13 protein-coding genes are annotated in these 15,613 nt (G+C 59.2%); 10 read left to right on the forward strand and 3 right to left on the reverse strand.

The genetic code is table 11. The features are described from left to right. Positions 1-60: 60 nt before the first annotated feature. From GH769_RS22125 to GH769_RS22135, 3 genes are read right to left on the reverse strand one after another with little or no spacing between them, the layout of a single operon-like run. Positions 61-828 carry a TerB family tellurite resistance protein gene (locus GH769_RS22125; RefSeq protein WP_014720175.1) on the reverse strand — a complete coding sequence of 256 codons (768 nt, stop codon included), beginning with the start codon at positions 826-828 and terminating at the stop codon, positions 61-63. 1 nt (position 829) lies between these two features. Beyond that, positions 830-1,504: an N-acetylmuramate alpha-1-phosphate uridylyltransferase MurU gene (gene murU / locus GH769_RS22130; RefSeq protein WP_020302178.1), complete on the reverse strand. Its 675-nt coding sequence runs from the start codon at positions 1,502-1,504 to the stop codon at positions 830-832. Beyond that, complete coding sequence (locus GH769_RS22135; protein WP_014720177.1) at positions 1,501-2,526, reverse strand: aminoglycoside phosphotransferase family protein; 1,026 nt, start codon at positions 2,524-2,526, stop codon at positions 1,501-1,503. Before GH769_RS22135 ends, murU begins: the two co-directional genes overlap by 4 nt. A 130-nt stretch (positions 2,527-2,656) precedes the next feature. On the opposite strand from GH769_RS22135, the gene GH769_RS22140 reads away from it, so the two are divergent. The 10 genes from GH769_RS22140 to GH769_RS22185 all read left to right on the forward strand — a co-directional run bounded on the left by GH769_RS22140 (position 2,657) and on the right by GH769_RS22185 (position 15,570). Beyond that, complete coding sequence (locus tag GH769_RS22140; RefSeq protein WP_020302177.1) at positions 2,657-5,497, forward strand: LPS-assembly protein LptD; 2,841 nt, start codon at positions 2,657-2,659, stop codon at positions 5,495-5,497. Next, the gene (locus tag GH769_RS22145; RefSeq protein WP_137271085.1) at positions 5,478-6,812 is read left to right on the forward strand and encodes a peptidylprolyl isomerase; all 1,335 of its coding nucleotides are present in this window, start codon (positions 5,478-5,480) and stop codon (positions 6,810-6,812) included. Before GH769_RS22140 ends, GH769_RS22145 begins: the two co-directional genes overlap by 20 nt. After that, positions 6,809-7,798: a 4-hydroxythreonine-4-phosphate dehydrogenase PdxA gene (pdxA, locus tag GH769_RS22150; RefSeq protein ID WP_003194722.1), complete on the forward strand. Its 990-nt coding sequence runs from the start codon at positions 6,809-6,811 to the stop codon at positions 7,796-7,798. The genes GH769_RS22145 and pdxA overlap by 4 nt, the downstream gene beginning before the upstream one ends. Beyond that, positions 7,795-8,607 carry a 16S rRNA (adenine(1518)-N(6)/adenine(1519)-N(6))-dimethyltransferase RsmA gene (gene rsmA, locus GH769_RS22155; protein WP_020302176.1) on the forward strand — a complete coding sequence of 271 codons (813 nt, stop codon included), beginning with the start codon at positions 7,795-7,797 and terminating at the stop codon, positions 8,605-8,607. The genes pdxA and rsmA overlap by 4 nt, the downstream gene beginning before the upstream one ends. A 237-nt stretch (positions 8,608-8,844) precedes the next feature. Further along, positions 8,845-9,225, forward strand: a complete 381-nt coding sequence (gene apaG, locus GH769_RS22160) for a Co2+/Mg2+ efflux protein ApaG (RefSeq protein WP_003194726.1) — start codon at positions 8,845-8,847, stop codon at positions 9,223-9,225. Then, a complete protein-coding gene (locus GH769_RS22165; protein WP_032903905.1) occupies positions 9,225-10,076 on the forward strand; it encodes a symmetrical bis(5'-nucleosyl)-tetraphosphatase in 852 nt (283 codons plus the stop codon). Before apaG ends, GH769_RS22165 begins: the two co-directional genes overlap by 1 nt. 9 nt (positions 10,077-10,085) lie before the next feature. Next, positions 10,086-10,415: a thiosulfate sulfurtransferase GlpE gene (glpE, locus tag GH769_RS22170; RefSeq protein ID WP_014720183.1), complete on the forward strand. Its 330-nt coding sequence runs from the start codon at positions 10,086-10,088 to the stop codon at positions 10,413-10,415. Between the two features lie 285 nt (positions 10,416-10,700). Then, positions 10,701-12,623 (forward strand): PrkA family serine protein kinase, encoded by a 1,923-nt coding sequence (locus tag GH769_RS22175; protein WP_003194732.1) that lies wholly within the window; start codon positions 10,701-10,703, stop codon positions 12,621-12,623. A gap of 113 nt (positions 12,624-12,736) precedes the next feature. Then, entirely contained in the window at positions 12,737-14,008 is a 1,272-nt protein-coding gene (locus tag GH769_RS22180; protein WP_003194735.1) for a YeaH/YhbH family protein, read from the forward strand. After that, entirely contained in the window at positions 14,005-15,570 is a 1,566-nt protein-coding gene (locus tag GH769_RS22185) for a SpoVR family protein (protein ID WP_003194736.1), read from the forward strand. The genes GH769_RS22180 and GH769_RS22185 overlap by 4 nt, the downstream gene beginning before the upstream one ends. Positions 15,571-15,613 lie beyond the last annotated feature (43 nt).

The following is a 15,613-nucleotide window of genomic DNA, read 5'->3' on the forward strand; positions in this document are numbered from 1 at the left end:
GTCGCACAACGATGTGGCAGGGGCAAGCCCCCTCCCACATGGCGTTGAGTGGCGATAATCTCAACGAAAATCCCGCCGCTCGCGAATCAGCGCATAGGCGTTATGCAACTCTCGGGTTCGTTCGGTCGCCTCCCGCACTTGCGCGGGGCTGGCACCCGTGCCGGCGATCTTGTCCGGATGGTGACGGCTGAGCAGGCGGCGGTAGGCGCGCTTGATCACCGAAGGCTCAGTGGTTGCCGTCACCCCCAGGATACGCAACGCCTCCTGATAGGCACCGCCACGATTGGCCAATGGCTTGCGCTCCGGCGCGTAATCGGTCGCCAATGCCTGAAGCTGCTGTGGCGTCCAGCCCAACCACTTGCCCCACTGGTCGATCAGGTCGCGCTCGGCAGCATCCGCTCGACCGTCCGCCCACGCCATGCGCCAACAGGCGCGCAGCACGCCTTCCGCCGCATGGGGCTGCGTCTTGAGCACCCGCAGGTAACGGCGAACCCGGTCGCTGCCGGACTTGCCACGGTTGAAGGCGCTGATCGCGCGGCGCTGGGCCGGCTCACTCATGTCCAGTGCGCGCATCTCCTGGCGCGCTTGCTGGATATGCCCATCGACAACCCGGCCATTACTCTTGGCCAGGCGTCCCAGCAGCACAAACAGCAGTTCATCGTTGCGCAAAGCCGGGCGCCCACCCAGGCGTTCACGCAACTGCGCCCAACTGTGCAGTTGCAGACGGCGATCCAGCGCCTGCCCCAGCAATGCCCCCAACAGAGCCCCCGGGATACTGGCAATGGCAAAGCCAGCCCCGGCGCCGATCAGCGTCCCTGGCCACAACATCCTACTGCCCCGCTGTCAGCAAGGTTTCGACCTGCGCCAATCGCTCCAGCGTCCCTACATCCACCCAGCGTCCTGCCATGTGCTCCCCCGTTACCAAACCTTTGGCCATGGCCTCGCGCAACAGCGGGGCCAGCTTGAAGGCACCGGCGCTGCAACCCGCGAACAATTTAGGGTCGAGCACTGAAATGCCACTGAAGGTCAGGTTATCGGCACCGGGCGCGGCATCATGAAGCACACCGTGATCCAGGTAGAAATCCCCGCCCGACGGGTGGTGTGCTGGGTTGTCGACCATCACCAAGTGCGCCAGGCCCCGGATCGGCTGCTTGAGGTGGATGAAATCGTAGTCGGTCCATATATCGCCATTGACCACCAGAAACGGTTCGTCGCCCAGCAGCGGCAACGCCTGGAATATCCCGCCCCCCGTTTCCAGCGGTTCACCCTCCGGGGAGTAGCGGATGCGCAGACCGAACTGGGCACCGTCGCCCAGGTAGCTTTCGATCTGCTCGCCGAGCCAGGCGTGGTTGATCACGATCTCGGTAAAGCCGGCCTTCGCCAAGGCTTCAAGGTGATACTCGATCAGCCGCTTGCCGCCGGCTTGCACCAGCGGCTTGGGCGTATGCAGGGTGAGCGGACGCATGCGCTCGCCCTTGCCCGCCGCCAGGATCATCGCCTTCATACGCTGGCCTCGGCAGGTTCGCGCAGGCTGGCGAGTAACTCGCCCAGGTCACTCAACTCGGGTCGGTCGGCCAGCACCGCTTCTATATAAGCAAAGAAACGCGGCACGTCGGCCAGGTAGCGTGGTTTGCCGTCGCGGTGGCAGATACGCGAAAAGATGCCGATAACCTTGAGGTGACGCTGCACGCCCATCAGGTCGCTGGCACGCAGGAACTCCTCAAAGTCGTCCTGTACTGGAATCCCCAACTGTCCGGCACGCTGCCAATAGCCACGCTGCCATTCGCGCACGCGGGCCTGGGGCCAACTGAGGAAGGCGTCCTTGAACAGGCAGGTGATGTCATAGGTCACCGGGCCGTAGACCGCGTCCTGGAAATCCAGCACGCCAGGGCTTGGCTCACTGATCATCAGGTTGCGCGGCATGTAGTCGCGGTGCACCAGCACCTTGGGCTGGGCCAGGGCGCTGTCGATCAACTGCTGGCTGGCACGTTGCCAGAGGGCTTGTTGCTCAGGGTCGAGGTCGATGCCCAAGTGACGGCGCACATACCATTCCGGGAACAGCTCCAGCTCGCGACGCAATAAAGCCACGTCATAGCTGGGCAACGGTGCATCCATCGGCAATTGCTGGAAAGCCAGCAGCGCGTCGATGGCATCGGCAAATAATTGGTCGGCATTTTCACCGTCAATCACGTCCAGATAGGTCTTTGTGCCTAGGTCATTGAGCAAAAGAAAGCCACGGGGCAAATCTTCTGCATAAATTTTTGGCACATTTATTCCCGATTTCGCGAGCAAATGCGCAATATCGACGAAAGGTTTGCAGTTTTCCTGGGGGGGTGGCGCGTCCATGACGACGAACGTATGGGCACCGCCCTCCCATCGGAAGTAACGCCTGAAACTCGCGTCGCTGCTGGCCGCGGTCAATGTGGCCGGGGGCACGGGGCCCCAGTCCTGAGCGTTGAAAAGAATCGGCAACTGCTCATCCAGCCAGACTTCCAGCTGTTGTAAACGTAGATCGTGCTCGGGCATTACAAGGGTCTCCGACGGCGCTAGCCGTCAAGCGGGGCATGCTTTATTATCACGCATCTTTTTCAGACCATCGAGAGGCGTGCGGCCCAAACCGCGGGCAGATGGCACGCAGGAAGCCCGGACTAATAAGATGGCATTGAAATCCCCCGCGTTTCGTAGAAAATTTCCGTTGCTGGTAACCGGCAGTCTGCTGGCCTTGCAACCTTTCGCCACCTCATTCGTGGTCGCCGCGGAACAGTATGACTGCTCAGTCTCTGCTTCGGGTGCCTGGGATTGTGCGCCGAAGACGGCCGCCGCCCCATTGCCACCGCGCCCGGTGCATGACGGTGCTGCCGTCAGCTCGGCCAACAGCACGCCGCAAGGCAAAGCTGGCGGCAGCGTCGACGCCGAGCCCAAGACCATGCTGGTCACCGAAGCCAAGGGCCGTGGCCTGCGCTCGCGCAGCGCCGACTACAGCCACCTGGACTGGGTACCTCGCGACAAGCTGACCGCAGCACAGTTGGCCGAAACCGGCCCTTACTGCGGCGGCGCGTACATCGAGCCGACTCGTCCTGGCATGAACGACAAGACGAACAAGAGCGATGCGCCGACCTTCATCGGCGCCAAGGCTTCTCGTTACGAGCAGGAGCAGCAGGTCGCTACCCTGGCCGGTGACGTGGTCATGCGCCAGGGCAGCATGCAGCTGGAATCGGACGAAGCCAGCCTGTACCAGGCGGAGAACCGTGGCGAACTGAATGGCAAGGTGCGCCTGCGCGACAACGGCGCCCTGATCGTGGGTGACCACGCTCAAGTCCAGCTCGACACCGGCGCCGCCCAGATCGATAACGCCGAATACGTGATGCACAAGTCACGTATCCGCGGTAACGCGCTGTACGCCAAGCGTGCAGAGAATGCGATCATCCGTCTCAAGGACGGTACGTACACCACCTGCGAGCCGGACAGCAACGCCTGGCAGCTCAAGGGCAACAACATCACGTTGAACCCGGCCACCGGTTTCGGTACGGCGACCAACGCGACGTTGCGGGTCAAGAACATCCCGATCCTGTACACCCCGTACATCTACTTCCCGATCGACGACCGTCGCCAATCCGGCTTCCTGCCGCCGAGCTTCAGCACCGGTGGGGAAACTGGCTTTACGCTGGTAACACCGTACTACTTCAACCTGGCGCCGAACTACGATGCCACGTTGTACCCGCAGTACATGACCAAGCGCGGCATGTTGATGGAGGGCGAGTTCCGCTATCTGACCAAGTCGAGTGAAGGGCAGTTTGGTGGGGCGTACCTCAACGACGATAATGACGAGCGCAAGAAGCAGACTGATTACGAAAAAACCCGCTATATGCTCAATTGGCAGCATAAGGGTGGGTTGGATTCGCGTCTGACGACCTTGGTTGATTACACCAAGATCAGTGATCCGTTCTATTTCCAGGATTTGAAGTCCTATCAGGAAGGCGTTCAGAGCCAGGACTTCCTGAACCAACAAGGTGCTTTGACCTATCGCGGGGATTCTTATCAGGCTCGCCTGAATGTCCAGGCGATGCAATTGGCCACGATTTCACAAATCACGCCGTATGATCGACTCCCGCAAATCACCTTTAATGGCTTGCTGCCGTACCATCCGGGGGGCGTCAATCTTTCCTATGAGACAGAAGCCGTAAGATTTGACCGCAACCTCAGAAGCGGCAATGTGGTTAACGAAGATGGCGGGCCCTTCAATCCCGATGGTTCCATTGGTGAGCGACGCCTGGATAACTACGTCAACGGCCTGACCCGCGCAAACGGTACGCGCTTGAACATAGCGCCTGCGATCGAGTACCCGATGACGTCAAGCTACGGCTTTATTACGCCAAGGCTCAAATACGTCTACACCAAGTATGACCTTGACCTGGACAGTAAAGGCAAGAAAGACATTGTCGACGGGCAGCTAGCTGCCACGGTGCCTGGTGCAGCTCCATACGCCGGCGGTGTATTCAAAAGCTCGCAAGATCGTGCAGTGCCAATTGCCAGCATCGACAGTGGTCTGTTCTTCGATCGCAATACCAACTGGTTCGGCAAAGACTATCGTCAGACCCTCGAACCGCGCGCGTTCTACCTTTATGTTCCCAATAAAGACCAGAGCGATATCCCGGTTTTCGACTCCGGTGAATACTCGTTCAGCTACGCATCGCTCTTCCGTGACAACCGCTTCGTTGGTAATGACCGGATAGGCGATGAAAACAAACTGTCCCTGGGCTTAACCAGCCGCTGGATTGAAGAAAACGGCTTCGAACGCCAGCGTGTTGCCATCGGCCAGGCCTTGTACTTCAAAGATCGTGAAGTTCAACTGCCGGGCGTATTGGCAGCAGACCGCGCCGACGCCCAGAGTGATGTATCCCCGGTAGCTCTTGAGTATGAGTTCCGCTTCAACCGTGACTGGCGTGCCACGGCCGACTATAACTGGGACACTGAAAGCCACACCCCTCGTTCGGGCAGCGCCATGTTCCACTACCAGCCGGAAGATAACCCGAACAAGGTGGTCAACCTCGGCTATCGCTATCGCAACGATCAGATCGTCTACAACCAGCTGACCGGCAAATGGCAATTCGGTGGTGACTTCGGCGAAGAAGGCAAGCCTGGCTTCGTGAAGGATTACTACAAAATCCAACAACACGACTTCTCGATGATGTGGCCGATCATTCCCCAGTGGAACCTGATCACGCGCTGGCAGTATGACTATGCTCGCAACCGTACCCTGGAAGCCTTTGGTGGTTTCGAGTACGACAACTGCTGCTGGAAACTGCGCGTCATCAACCGTTACTGGGTTTCCAACGACGAATACACGCAGATCGCCCCTCAGAACGAAAAGGGTGACCACGGGCTCTTCTTCCAGATCGTCCTTAAAGGACTCGGCGGCCTGACCGGCGCCAAGGTAGAGAGCTTCCTCGACAAAGGCATTGAAGGTTATCGTGAACGTGAAGACAAAGCTTTCTGAGTGTTTGCGCCCGCTAGTGCTGGGCGCGCTGTTCCTGGGTACTGTTTCGGCACACGCCGCAGTTCAACAGCTGGATAAAGTAGCGGCCATCGTCGACAACGACGTGATCATGCAGAGCCAGCTGGACCAACGGGTCAAGGAAGTTCAGCAAACCATCGCCAAGCGTGGCGGTGGTGTGCCACCGAGCAGCGTCCTGGAACCCCAGGTGCTGGAGCGTCTGATCGTCGAGAACCTGCAATTGCAGATTGGCGACCGTTCTGGCATCCGTATTTCAGACGAAGAATTGAACCAGGCCGTTGGCACCATCGCCCAGCGTAACAACATGAGCATTGATCAGTTCCGCGCCGCCCTGGCTCGCGATGGTTTGTCCTACGAGGACGCCCGTGACCAGATCAAGCGCGAAATGATCATCAGCCGTGTGCGCCAGCGCCGTGTGGCCGAGCGGGTTCAGGTGTCCGAGCAGGAAGTGAAGAACTTCCTGGCCTCGGACCTGGGCAAGATGCAGCTCTCCGAAGAGTTGCACTTGGCCAATATCCTGATCCCAACCCCGGACGGAGCCAACTCTGAGCAGCTTAATGCCGCCGCCGCTAAAACCCAGGCGATCTATGAGCGCCTGAAAGCGGGTGCAGATTTTGCCCAGATGGCCATTGCTCAGTCCGGCAGCGACAACGCCCTCGAAGGCGGTGACATGGGCTGGCGTAAAGCCGCTCAATTGCCACCTCCGTTTGATCGCGAATTGAGCGCCATGGAAGTCGGTGGCATTACCCAGCCAGCCCGCACCCCGGGTGGCTTCATCATCCTGAAGCTGCTGGAACGTCGCGGTGGCGAGACTTCGCTGAAAGACGAAGTCCATGTTCGTCACATCCTGGTCAAACCGAGCGAAATCCGCACTGAGGCACAAACCAAGGAACTGGCCCAGAAGATCTACGACCGCATTGAAAGCGGTGAAGACTTCGCCACCCTGGCTAAAAGCTTCTCGGAAGACCCAGGTTCTGCCCTTAACGGCGGCGACCTGAACTGGATCGACCCGAAAGCTCTGGTGCCTGAGTTCCAGCAGGTTATGGCCGAGACACCGCAAGGCGTATTGTCCAAGCCGTTCAAGACTCAGTACGGCTGGCATGTGCTGGAAGTGCTTGGCCGTCGCGCCACGGACAACACCACCCAGGCCCGCGAGCAGCAAGCCCTGAGCGTACTGCGTAACCGCAAATACGACGAAGAGCTGCAAACCTGGCTGCGTCAGATCCGTGACGAAGCGTATGTAGAGAACAAGCTGCCAGGCGCCGAGCAAACAGGCACCGACCAGGCACCCCAGTGAAACCCCAGCGTTTCGCGGTGACACCCGGCGAGCCAGCCGGCATTGGTCCAGACCTGTGCCTGCTGCTCGCCTCGCAACCCCAGCCACACCCCCTGATTGCCATTACCAGCCGCGACCTGCTCCTTGAGCGGGCCGCGCAACTGGGTGTGGCCGTCAACCTGCTGGACGTGGCGCCGGGCAACTGGCCCGACCTGCCGGCCCCCGCCGGCAGCCTGTATGTGTGGGACACCCCGCTGCAAGCCAAAGTGGTTGCAGGGCAGTTGAATACGGCCAACGCGGCATTTGTGCTGGAGACGTTGACCCGTGCGGGCCAAGGCTGCATCGACGGCGACTTCGCCGGCATGATTACCGCACCGGTGCACAAAGGTGTGATCAACGAATCCGGTATCGCCTTTTCCGGCCATACCGAATTCCTCGCGGAACTGACCCATACCGCTCAAGTGGTGATGATGCTCGCCACCCGCGGCCTGCGTGTGGCGCTGGTGACCACCCACTTGCCGCTGCGTGAAATCGCCGATGCCATCACTGCCGAGCGTGTGGAGCGTGTCACGCGCATCCTGCACAGCGACCTGCAACACAAATTCGGCATTGCCCAGCCGCGTATCCTGGTCTGTGGGCTTAACCCCCACGCCGGTGAAGGCGGCCACTTGGGCCATGAAGAAATCGACATCATTGAACCGACATTAGAGCGCCTGCGCCAAGAAGGCATGGACCTACGCGGCCCATTGCCTGCAGACACTCTGTTCACCCCCAAATATCTGGAGCACTGCGACGCAGTGCTGGCGATGTACCACGACCAGGGGCTGCCCGTGCTGAAATACAAAGGCTTCGGCGCCGCAGTCAACGTGACACTGGGCCTGCCGATCATCCGCACTTCCGTCGACCATGGCACCGCCCTGGACCTCGCAGGCAGCGGCAAGATCGATACCGGCAGCCTGCACGTGGCCCTGGAAACCGCCTATCAGATGGCCGAGACCCGTATATGACTGAGCATTACCAACACCGGGCGCGCAAGCGCTTCGGGCAGAACTTCCTGCATGACGCTGGCGTAATCGATCGCATCCTGCGCTCCATCCATGCCAAGCCAGAAGACCGCCTGCTGGAAATCGGCCCAGGCCAGGGCGCGCTGACCCAGGGCCTGCTGGCCAGCGGCGGGCAACTGGACGTCGTGGAACTGGACAAGGACCTGATCCCGATCCTCAACCAGCAGTTCGCCGGCAAAACCAACTTCAACCTGCACCAGGGCGACGCGCTGAAGTTCGACTTCAACAGCCTTGGCGCTGCGCCCAACAGCCTGCGGGTGGTGGGTAACCTGCCGTACAACATCTCCACGCCGCTGATTTTTCACCTGCTGAACAACGCCGGGATCATCCGCGACATGCACTTCATGCTGCAAAAGGAAGTGGTGGAGCGCCTGGCCGCAGGCCCTGGCGGTGGTGACTGGGGCCGCTTGTCGATCATGGTCCAGTATCACTGCCGCGTAGAGCACCTGTTCAACGTCGGCCCGGGCGCGTTCAACCCGCCACCGAAGGTCGATTCAGCCATCGTGCGCCTGGTGCCGCATGCCGTACTGCCGCACCCGGCCAAGGATCACAAACTGCTGGAACGTGTGGTACGCGAAGCGTTCAACCAACGCCGCAAGACCTTGCGTAACACACTCAAAGCCCTGCTGAGCAATGCTGAAATCGAAGCCGCCGGCGTCGACGGCGGCCTGCGCCCCGAGCAACTGGACCTGGCCGCGTTCGTGCGCCTGGCTGACCAGCTTGCCATCCAGCCAGCGCCAACAGCGCAATAGGGTTCAACACCCTCCAATGTGGGAGCGGGCTTGCTCGCGAATGCGGTGGATCAGTTATAGATCAGTTGACTGACGCACCGCATTCGCGAGCAAGCCCGCTCCCACAGGTTTAACCGCGTTACGTTGATAGAGTCGTTTCATCAAGTTCAAGAGCCCAGACAGCATGTCTGGCCTAGTGCCCACCTCTTGGCCTAGACTGACCCGCATCTGCTGTCCTTCGCTTTTAAGGCCTCTTGCATGTCCGATCCTCGCTATCAGATAGACGTCAGCGTCGTCACCCGCTTCCTGGCGGACCAGTCGCAACCCGAACATAACCGCTTCGCCTTTGCCTACACCATTACAGTGAAGAACAACGGGCTGGTGCCGGCCAAGCTGCTGTCGCGCCACTGGGTCATCACCGATGGCGACGGCCAGGTCGAGGAAGTGCGCGGGGCAGGCGTTGTCGGCCAGCAACCGTTGATCGACAGCGGCGCCAGCCACACTTATAGCAGCGGCACGGTAATGACCTCCAAGGTCGGCACCATGCAAGGCTCGTATCAAATGAAGGCCACCGACGGCCAACTGTTCGATGCAATCATCAAGCCCTTCCGCCTGGCTGTGCCAGGAGCCCTGCACTGATGGCGACGTACGCGGTCGGCGACCTGCAAGGTTGCCTGGACCCTCTCAAGCGCCTGCTGGAGCGCGTAGCCTTCGACCCGGCAAATGATCGCTTGTGGTTGGTGGGAGACTTGGTTAACCGGGGCCCACAGTCCCTGGAAACCCTGCGCTACCTCTATAGCCTGCGTGATTCCTTGGTATGCGTGCTGGGCAACCATGACCTGCATCTGCTTGCGGCCGGCAACAATATCGAGCGCCTCAAAAAAGGCGACACCCTGCGGGAAATTCTCGAAGCCCCAGACCGCGCTCAACTGCTCGACTGGCTGCGCCGGCAAAAACTCATGCACTACGACGAGGATCGCAACATGGCCTTGGTGCATGCCGGTATCCCGCCGCAGTGGACGCTGAAAAAAGCCCTCAAGTGCGCCGCCGAAGTTGAAAGTGCATTGGCTGATGACAACCTGTACACCGCTTACCTCGACGGCATGTACGGCAACGACCCAGTGAAGTGGGACAACGACCTCACCGGCGTGGCCCGCCTGCGAGTCATCACCAACTACTTCACGCGGATGCGCTTCTGCACGGCCGAAGGCAAACTGGACCTCAAGAGCAAGGAAGGCGCCGACACCGCCCTGCCCGGCTACAAGCCCTGGTTCGCCTACAAGGAACGCAAGACCCGAGACACAAAGATCATCTTTGGCCACTGGGCCGCGCTGGAAGGCAAGTGCGATGAACCCGGCGTGTTCGCCCTCGACACCGGTTGCGTGTGGGGCGGTGCCATGACCCTGATGAACATCGACACGGGCAAGCGCCTCGACTGCCAGTGCGAATCGCCCCTTTCCATTACCCTGCCGGCCACCGCCAAGCAATAGGAGCCCGCCATGACCGAATTCAAACGTATCCCTCCCCAAGAAGCACAGACCCTGCGCGAGCAAGGTGCCGTAGTCGTCGACATCCGCGACCAGCCTACTTATGCCGCCGCTCACATCACCGGCGCCCAGCACTTGGACAACGTCAACATCGCCGACTTCATCCGCGCCGCCGACCTCGATGCACCGCTGATCGTCGCCTGCTACCACGGCAATTCCAGCCAGAGTGCAGCCGCGTATCTGATCAGCCAGGGTTTCTCTGACGTCTACAGCCTGGACGGCGGGTTTGAGCTGTGGCGTACGACCTATCCCGCGGAAATTTCTTCGGGCGATTCGCAATAATTTTTTTCACACCCCGCTACCCCGCGTGACGCTTGGGCTTGCGCCGTTTCTGACGAACGGCGCGGCTAAACTAATTGCGCATCGCGCCTTGACCTCCCGGATTCCGAACTATCCTTAAGCGCAGGCCATCCGAATCAGGGGAGAGCCGGTACACCGGCGTACGGGTCATCGGTAGCGTTTCAGGGTGTTCTGGGGGGAAAACAGCCATTGGCGTGCGTCAATGACTGCCAGCATCGACTGATTGATCCGGCGTCGGCTCCACGTATCGAGCGAGGTGACGACGTCATGAGTATCTTTAGCCACTTCCAACAACGCTTCGCGTCCACACAGCAGGAAGAACTCACGCTTCAGGAGTATCTCGAGCTGTGCAAACAGGACCGCAGCACCTACGCTTCTGCCGCCGAACGCTTGCTATTGGCGATTGGCGAGCCAGAACTGGTGGAAACCGCCAATAATTCGCGCCTGTCGCGGATATTTTCCAACAAGGTGATCCGCCGCTATCCGGCCTTTGAAGACTTCCATGGGATGGAAGAATGCATCGACCAGATCGTTTCCTACTTCCGCCATGCCGCCCAAGGCCTGGAAGAGAAGAAGCAGATCCTCTATTTGCTCGGCCCGGTCGGCGGCGGCAAATCGTCCCTGGCGGAAAAGCTCAAGCAATTGATCGAGAAGGTGCCCTTCTATGCGATCAAGGGCTCGCCCGTCTTCGAGTCCCCCTTGGGCCTGTTCAACGCCACGGAAGATGGCGCGATCCTCGAGGAAGACTTCGGTATCCCGCGGCGCTACCTCAACACCATCATGTCGCCCTGGGCCACCAAGCGCCTGGCCGAGTTCGGCGGTGACATCAGCCAGTTCCGGGTGGTGAAACTCTACCCGTCGATCCTCAACCAGATCGGCGTGGCCAAGACCGAACCCGGCGATGAAAACAATCAGGACATTTCGGCACTGGTGGGCAAGGTCGATATCCGAAAACTGGAAGAGTTTCCGCAGAACGATGCCGATGCCTACAGCTATTCGGGCGCATTGTGCCGGGCCAACCAGGGCCTGATGGAGTTCGTGGAGATGTTCAAGGCACCGATCAAGGTGCTGCACCCACTGCTCACCGCTACCCAGGAAGGTAACTACAACAGTACCGAAGGCCTGGGGGCGATTCCATTTACCGGGATCCTGCTGGCTCACTCCAACGAATCGGAATGGCATACCTTCCGCAATAACAAGAACAACGAAGCCTTCATCGACCGGATCTATATCGTCAAGGTGCCGTACTGCCTGCGGGTCAGTGACGAAATCAAGATTTACGACAAACTGCTGTTCAACAGCTCCCTGGCCAAGGCCCATTGCGCCCCCGACACCCTGAAAATGCTTGCCCAGTTCACCGTACTGTCGCGCCTCAAGGAGCCGGAGAACTCCAATATCTATTCGAAGATGCGCGTCTACGACGGCGAAAACCTCAAGGACACCGATCCCAAGGCTAAGTCGATCCAGGAATACCGTGATACAGCCGGTGTGGACGAGGGCATGAACGGTCTGTCGACGCGCTTTGCGTTCAAGATCTTGTCCAAGGTCTTCAACTTCGATCCCCACGAGATTGCCGCCAACCCGGTGCACTTGCTCTATGTGCTGGAACAACAGATTGAACAGGAGCAATTCCAGGCCGAAACTCGTGAGCGCTACCTGCGCTTCCTCAAGGAATACCTGGCGCCGCGCTACATCGAGTTCATCGGCAAGGAAATCCAGACCGCTTACCTGGAGTCCTACAGCGAATACGGCCAGAACATTTTCGACCGCTACGTCCTGTACGCCGATTTCTGGATCCAGGATCAGGAATACCGCGACCCGGAAACCGGCGAAATCCTCAATCGCGTGGCCCTCAACGAAGAATTGGAAAAAATCGAGAAACCCGCCGGCATCAGCAATCCGAAGGACTTCCGCAACGAAATCGTCAATTTCGTACTGCGCGCCCGTGCCAACAACAACGGCAAGAACCCCACTTGGCTCAGCTACGAGAAGCTGCGGGTGGTCATCGAGAAGAAAATGTTCTCCAACACCGAGGACCTGCTGCCCGTCATCAGCTTCAACGCCAAGGCCAGCAAGGAGGATCAGCAAAAACACAACGACTTCGTCACACGCATGGTCGAGCGAGGCTACACCGACAAACAGGTACGACTGCTCTCCGAGTGGTACCTGCGGGTTCGCAAATCGCAGTAAGGCAGCGGCAAGCGCGCACTGCCAGGCATCCGGCCTGGCAGTTGACCGCTTGTCTCTAAGCTTCCAGCCCGCGGCTTGAAGCTTGTAACGTGAAGCTGCCCGGAGGGCTCCCCATGAGCTATGTGATCGACCGACGCCTCAATGGCAAGAACAAGAGCACGGTAAACCGCCAGCGTTTCCTGCGGCGTTACCGTGACCACATCAAAAAGGCGGTAGAAGAGGCCGTCAGCCGCCGTTCCATCACCGACATGGAGCATGGCGAACAAATCAGCATTCCCGGACGGGACATCGACGAACCGGTACTTCACCATGGCCGCGGCGGCAAACAGACCGTGGTGCACCCGGGTAACAAGGAATTCACCACTGGCGAACATATCCAGCGCCCACAAGGCGGTGGCGGCGGCAAAGGCCCGGGCAAAGCCGGCAACTCTGGCGAAGGCATGGATGAATTCGTATTCCAGATCACTCAGGAAGAATTCCTCGAATTCATGTTCGAAGACCTCGAACTGCCCAACCTAGTCAAACGCAACCTGACCGGCACCGATACCTTCAAGACCGTACGTGCAGGGATCAGCAACGAGGGCAACCCGTCGCGCATCAACATCATCCGCACCCTGCGTTCAGCCCACGCACGGCGTATCGCCCTCTCCGGCAGCAGCCGCGCCAAACTCAAGCAGGCCAAGGAAGAGTTGGCACGCTTGAAGCGCGAAGAACCGGATAACTTCGGCGATATCCAGGAAATCGAGGCGGAAATCGAAAAACTCAGCGCGCGCATCCACCGCGTGCCGTTCCTCGATACCTTTGACTTGAAATACAACCTGCTGGTCAAGCAACCCAACCCCAGCTCCAAGGCGGTGATGTTCTGCCTGATGGACGTTTCCGGCTCCATGACCCAGGCCACCAAGGACATCGCCAAGCGCTTCTTCATCCTGCTGTACCTGTTCCTGAAACGGAACTACGACAAGATTGACGTAGTGTTCATCCGCCATCACACCAGCGCGCGAGAGGTGGACGAAGAGGAGTTTTTCTACTCGCGGGAAACTGGCGGCACCATTGTTTCCAGCGCACTGAAGCTGATGCAGGAGATCATGGCCGAGCGCTACCCCGCCAACGAGTGGAACATCTACGCCGCCCAAGCCTCTGACGGCGACAACTGGAACGACGACTCGCCGATCTGCCGGGACATTTTGATCAACCAGATCATGCCGTTCGTGCAGTACTACACTTACGTCGAAATTACCCCCCGTGAGCACCAGGCCCTGTGGTTCGAATACGAGCGCATCGGCGAAGCCTTTGCCGACACGTTCGCCCAGCAGCAACTGGTCTCGGCCGGCGATATCTACCCGGTCTTCCGTGAACTCTTCCAGCGCAGGTTAGTGACATGACCGCCAAAAAAGAGAACAAGCGCCAACCCATTTCCACCGGTTCCGAGTGGACCTTCGAACTGATCCAGGCCTATGACCGGGAAATCAGCCGTATCGCGGCGGGTTATGCCTTGGACACCTATCCCAATCAGATAGAAGTCATCACCGCTGAACAGATGATGGATGCCTATGCCTCGGTGGGCATGCCCCTGGGCTATCACCATTGGTCCTACGGGAAACACTTTCTCAGTACCGAGAAGTCCTACACACGCGGCCAGATGGGCCTGGCCTACGAGATCGTGATCAACTCCGACCCGTGCATCGCGTACCTGATGGAAGAAAACACCATCTGCATGCAGGCGCTGGTAGTGGCCCATGCCTGCTATGGGCATAACAGTTTCTTCAAGGGCAACTACCTGTTTCGCACCTGGACCGATGCCAGTTCGATCATTGATTACCTGGTGTTCGCCAAGCAATACATCATGCAGTGCGAGGAGCGCCACGGTATCGATGCGGTGGAAGACCTGTTGGACTCCTGCCACGCGCTGATGAATTATGGGGTCGATCGCTATAAGCGTCCCTATCCTATTTCCGCCGAAGAGGAACGCCTGCGCCAGAAGGAGCGCGAGGAGCACCTGCAGAAACAGATCAACGACCTGTGGCGCACCATCCCCAAGCGCGCCGACAAGAACAGCGACAAGGACAATGCCCGCTTCCCCGCCGAACCGCAGGAAAACATCCTGTATTTCCTCGAAAAGCACGCACCGCTGCTGGAGCCCTGGCAGCGCGAAATCGTGCGTATCGTGCGCAAGATCGCGCAATATTTTTATCCCCAGCGCCAAACCCAAGTAATGAACGAAGGCTGGGCAACCTTCTGGCATTACACCCTGATGAACGACCTGTACGACGAAGGCCTGGTCACTGACGGCTTCATGATGGAGTTCCTCACGTCCCATACGAGCGTGGTCTTCCAGCCAGGCTTCGACAGCCCGTACTACAACGGCATCAACCCCTATGCACTGGGTTTTGCCATGTACCGCGATATCCGCCGCATGTGCGAGCACCCCACGGAGGAAGACCGCCGCTGGTTCCCGGAAATCGCCGGCAGCGACTGGCTATCGACCATCAAGTTCGCCATGAGCAGCTTCAAGGATGAGAGTTTTATCCTGCAGTACCTGTCGCCTCAGGTGATCCGCGACCTCAAGTTGTTCAGCATCCTGGACGACGACCTCAAGGATGACCTGGTGGTGCCTGCCATCCACGACGAACCCGGCTACCGCATCATTCGCGAAACCCTGGCCGCGCAATACAACCTGGGTAACCGCGAGCCTAACGTTCAGATCTACAGCATTGATGTGCGTGGCGACCGTTCGCTGACCCTGCGTCACCAGCAACACGACCGCAAACCCTTGGGCGAATCCACTGAGGAAGTGCTCAAGCACCTGCATCGGCTCTGGGGTTTTGATATTCATTTGGAAACCCTGCAGGGCGACCAAGTGATGAAGACCCACCATGTACCACCGCGCAGCGATCATAACGACAACGACTATGGCCGCCTGGACATGGCCGTCGTGCATCTCTGAAACAGCAAAGCCTCCATTGGCCAGGCTCAGGCGTTATCCTGTG

It is taken from the genome of Pseudomonas sp. CFSAN084952 (genome assembly GCF_009648855.1).
Classification (GTDB): Bacteria; Pseudomonadota; Gammaproteobacteria; order Pseudomonadales; family Pseudomonadaceae; genus Aquipseudomonas; species Aquipseudomonas paracarnis.

Excerpts from the sequence above, each read along its gene's own strand:
- GH769_RS22140 (WP_020302177.1), top strand. The coding sequence starts at position 2,657 with ATGGCATTGAAATCCCCCGCGTTTCGTAGAAAATTTCCGTTGCTGGTA.
- GH769_RS22125 (WP_014720175.1), bottom strand. The coding sequence starts at position 828 with ATGTTGTGGCCAGGGACGCTGATCGGCGCCGGGGCTGGCTTTGCCATT.
- apaG (WP_003194726.1), top strand. The coding sequence starts at position 8,845 with ATGTCCGATCCTCGCTATCAGATAGACGTCAGCGTCGTCACCCGCTTC.
- GH769_RS22165 (WP_032903905.1), top strand. The coding sequence starts at position 9,225 with ATGGCGACGTACGCGGTCGGCGACCTGCAAGGTTGCCTGGACCCTCTC.
- GH769_RS22135 (WP_014720177.1), bottom strand. The coding sequence starts at position 2,526 with ATGCCCGAGCACGATCTACGTTTACAACAGCTGGAAGTCTGGCTGGAT.
- murU (WP_020302178.1), bottom strand. The coding sequence starts at position 1,504 with ATGAAGGCGATGATCCTGGCGGCGGGCAAGGGCGAGCGCATGCGTCCG.
- rsmA (WP_020302176.1), top strand. The coding sequence starts at position 7,795 with ATGACTGAGCATTACCAACACCGGGCGCGCAAGCGCTTCGGGCAGAAC.
- GH769_RS22185 (WP_003194736.1), top strand. The coding sequence starts at position 14,005 with ATGACCGCCAAAAAAGAGAACAAGCGCCAACCCATTTCCACCGGTTCC.
- GH769_RS22180 (WP_003194735.1), top strand. The coding sequence starts at position 12,737 with ATGAGCTATGTGATCGACCGACGCCTCAATGGCAAGAACAAGAGCACG.
- glpE (WP_014720183.1), top strand. The coding sequence starts at position 10,086 with ATGACCGAATTCAAACGTATCCCTCCCCAAGAAGCACAGACCCTGCGC.
- GH769_RS22175 (WP_003194732.1), top strand. The coding sequence starts at position 10,701 with ATGAGTATCTTTAGCCACTTCCAACAACGCTTCGCGTCCACACAGCAG.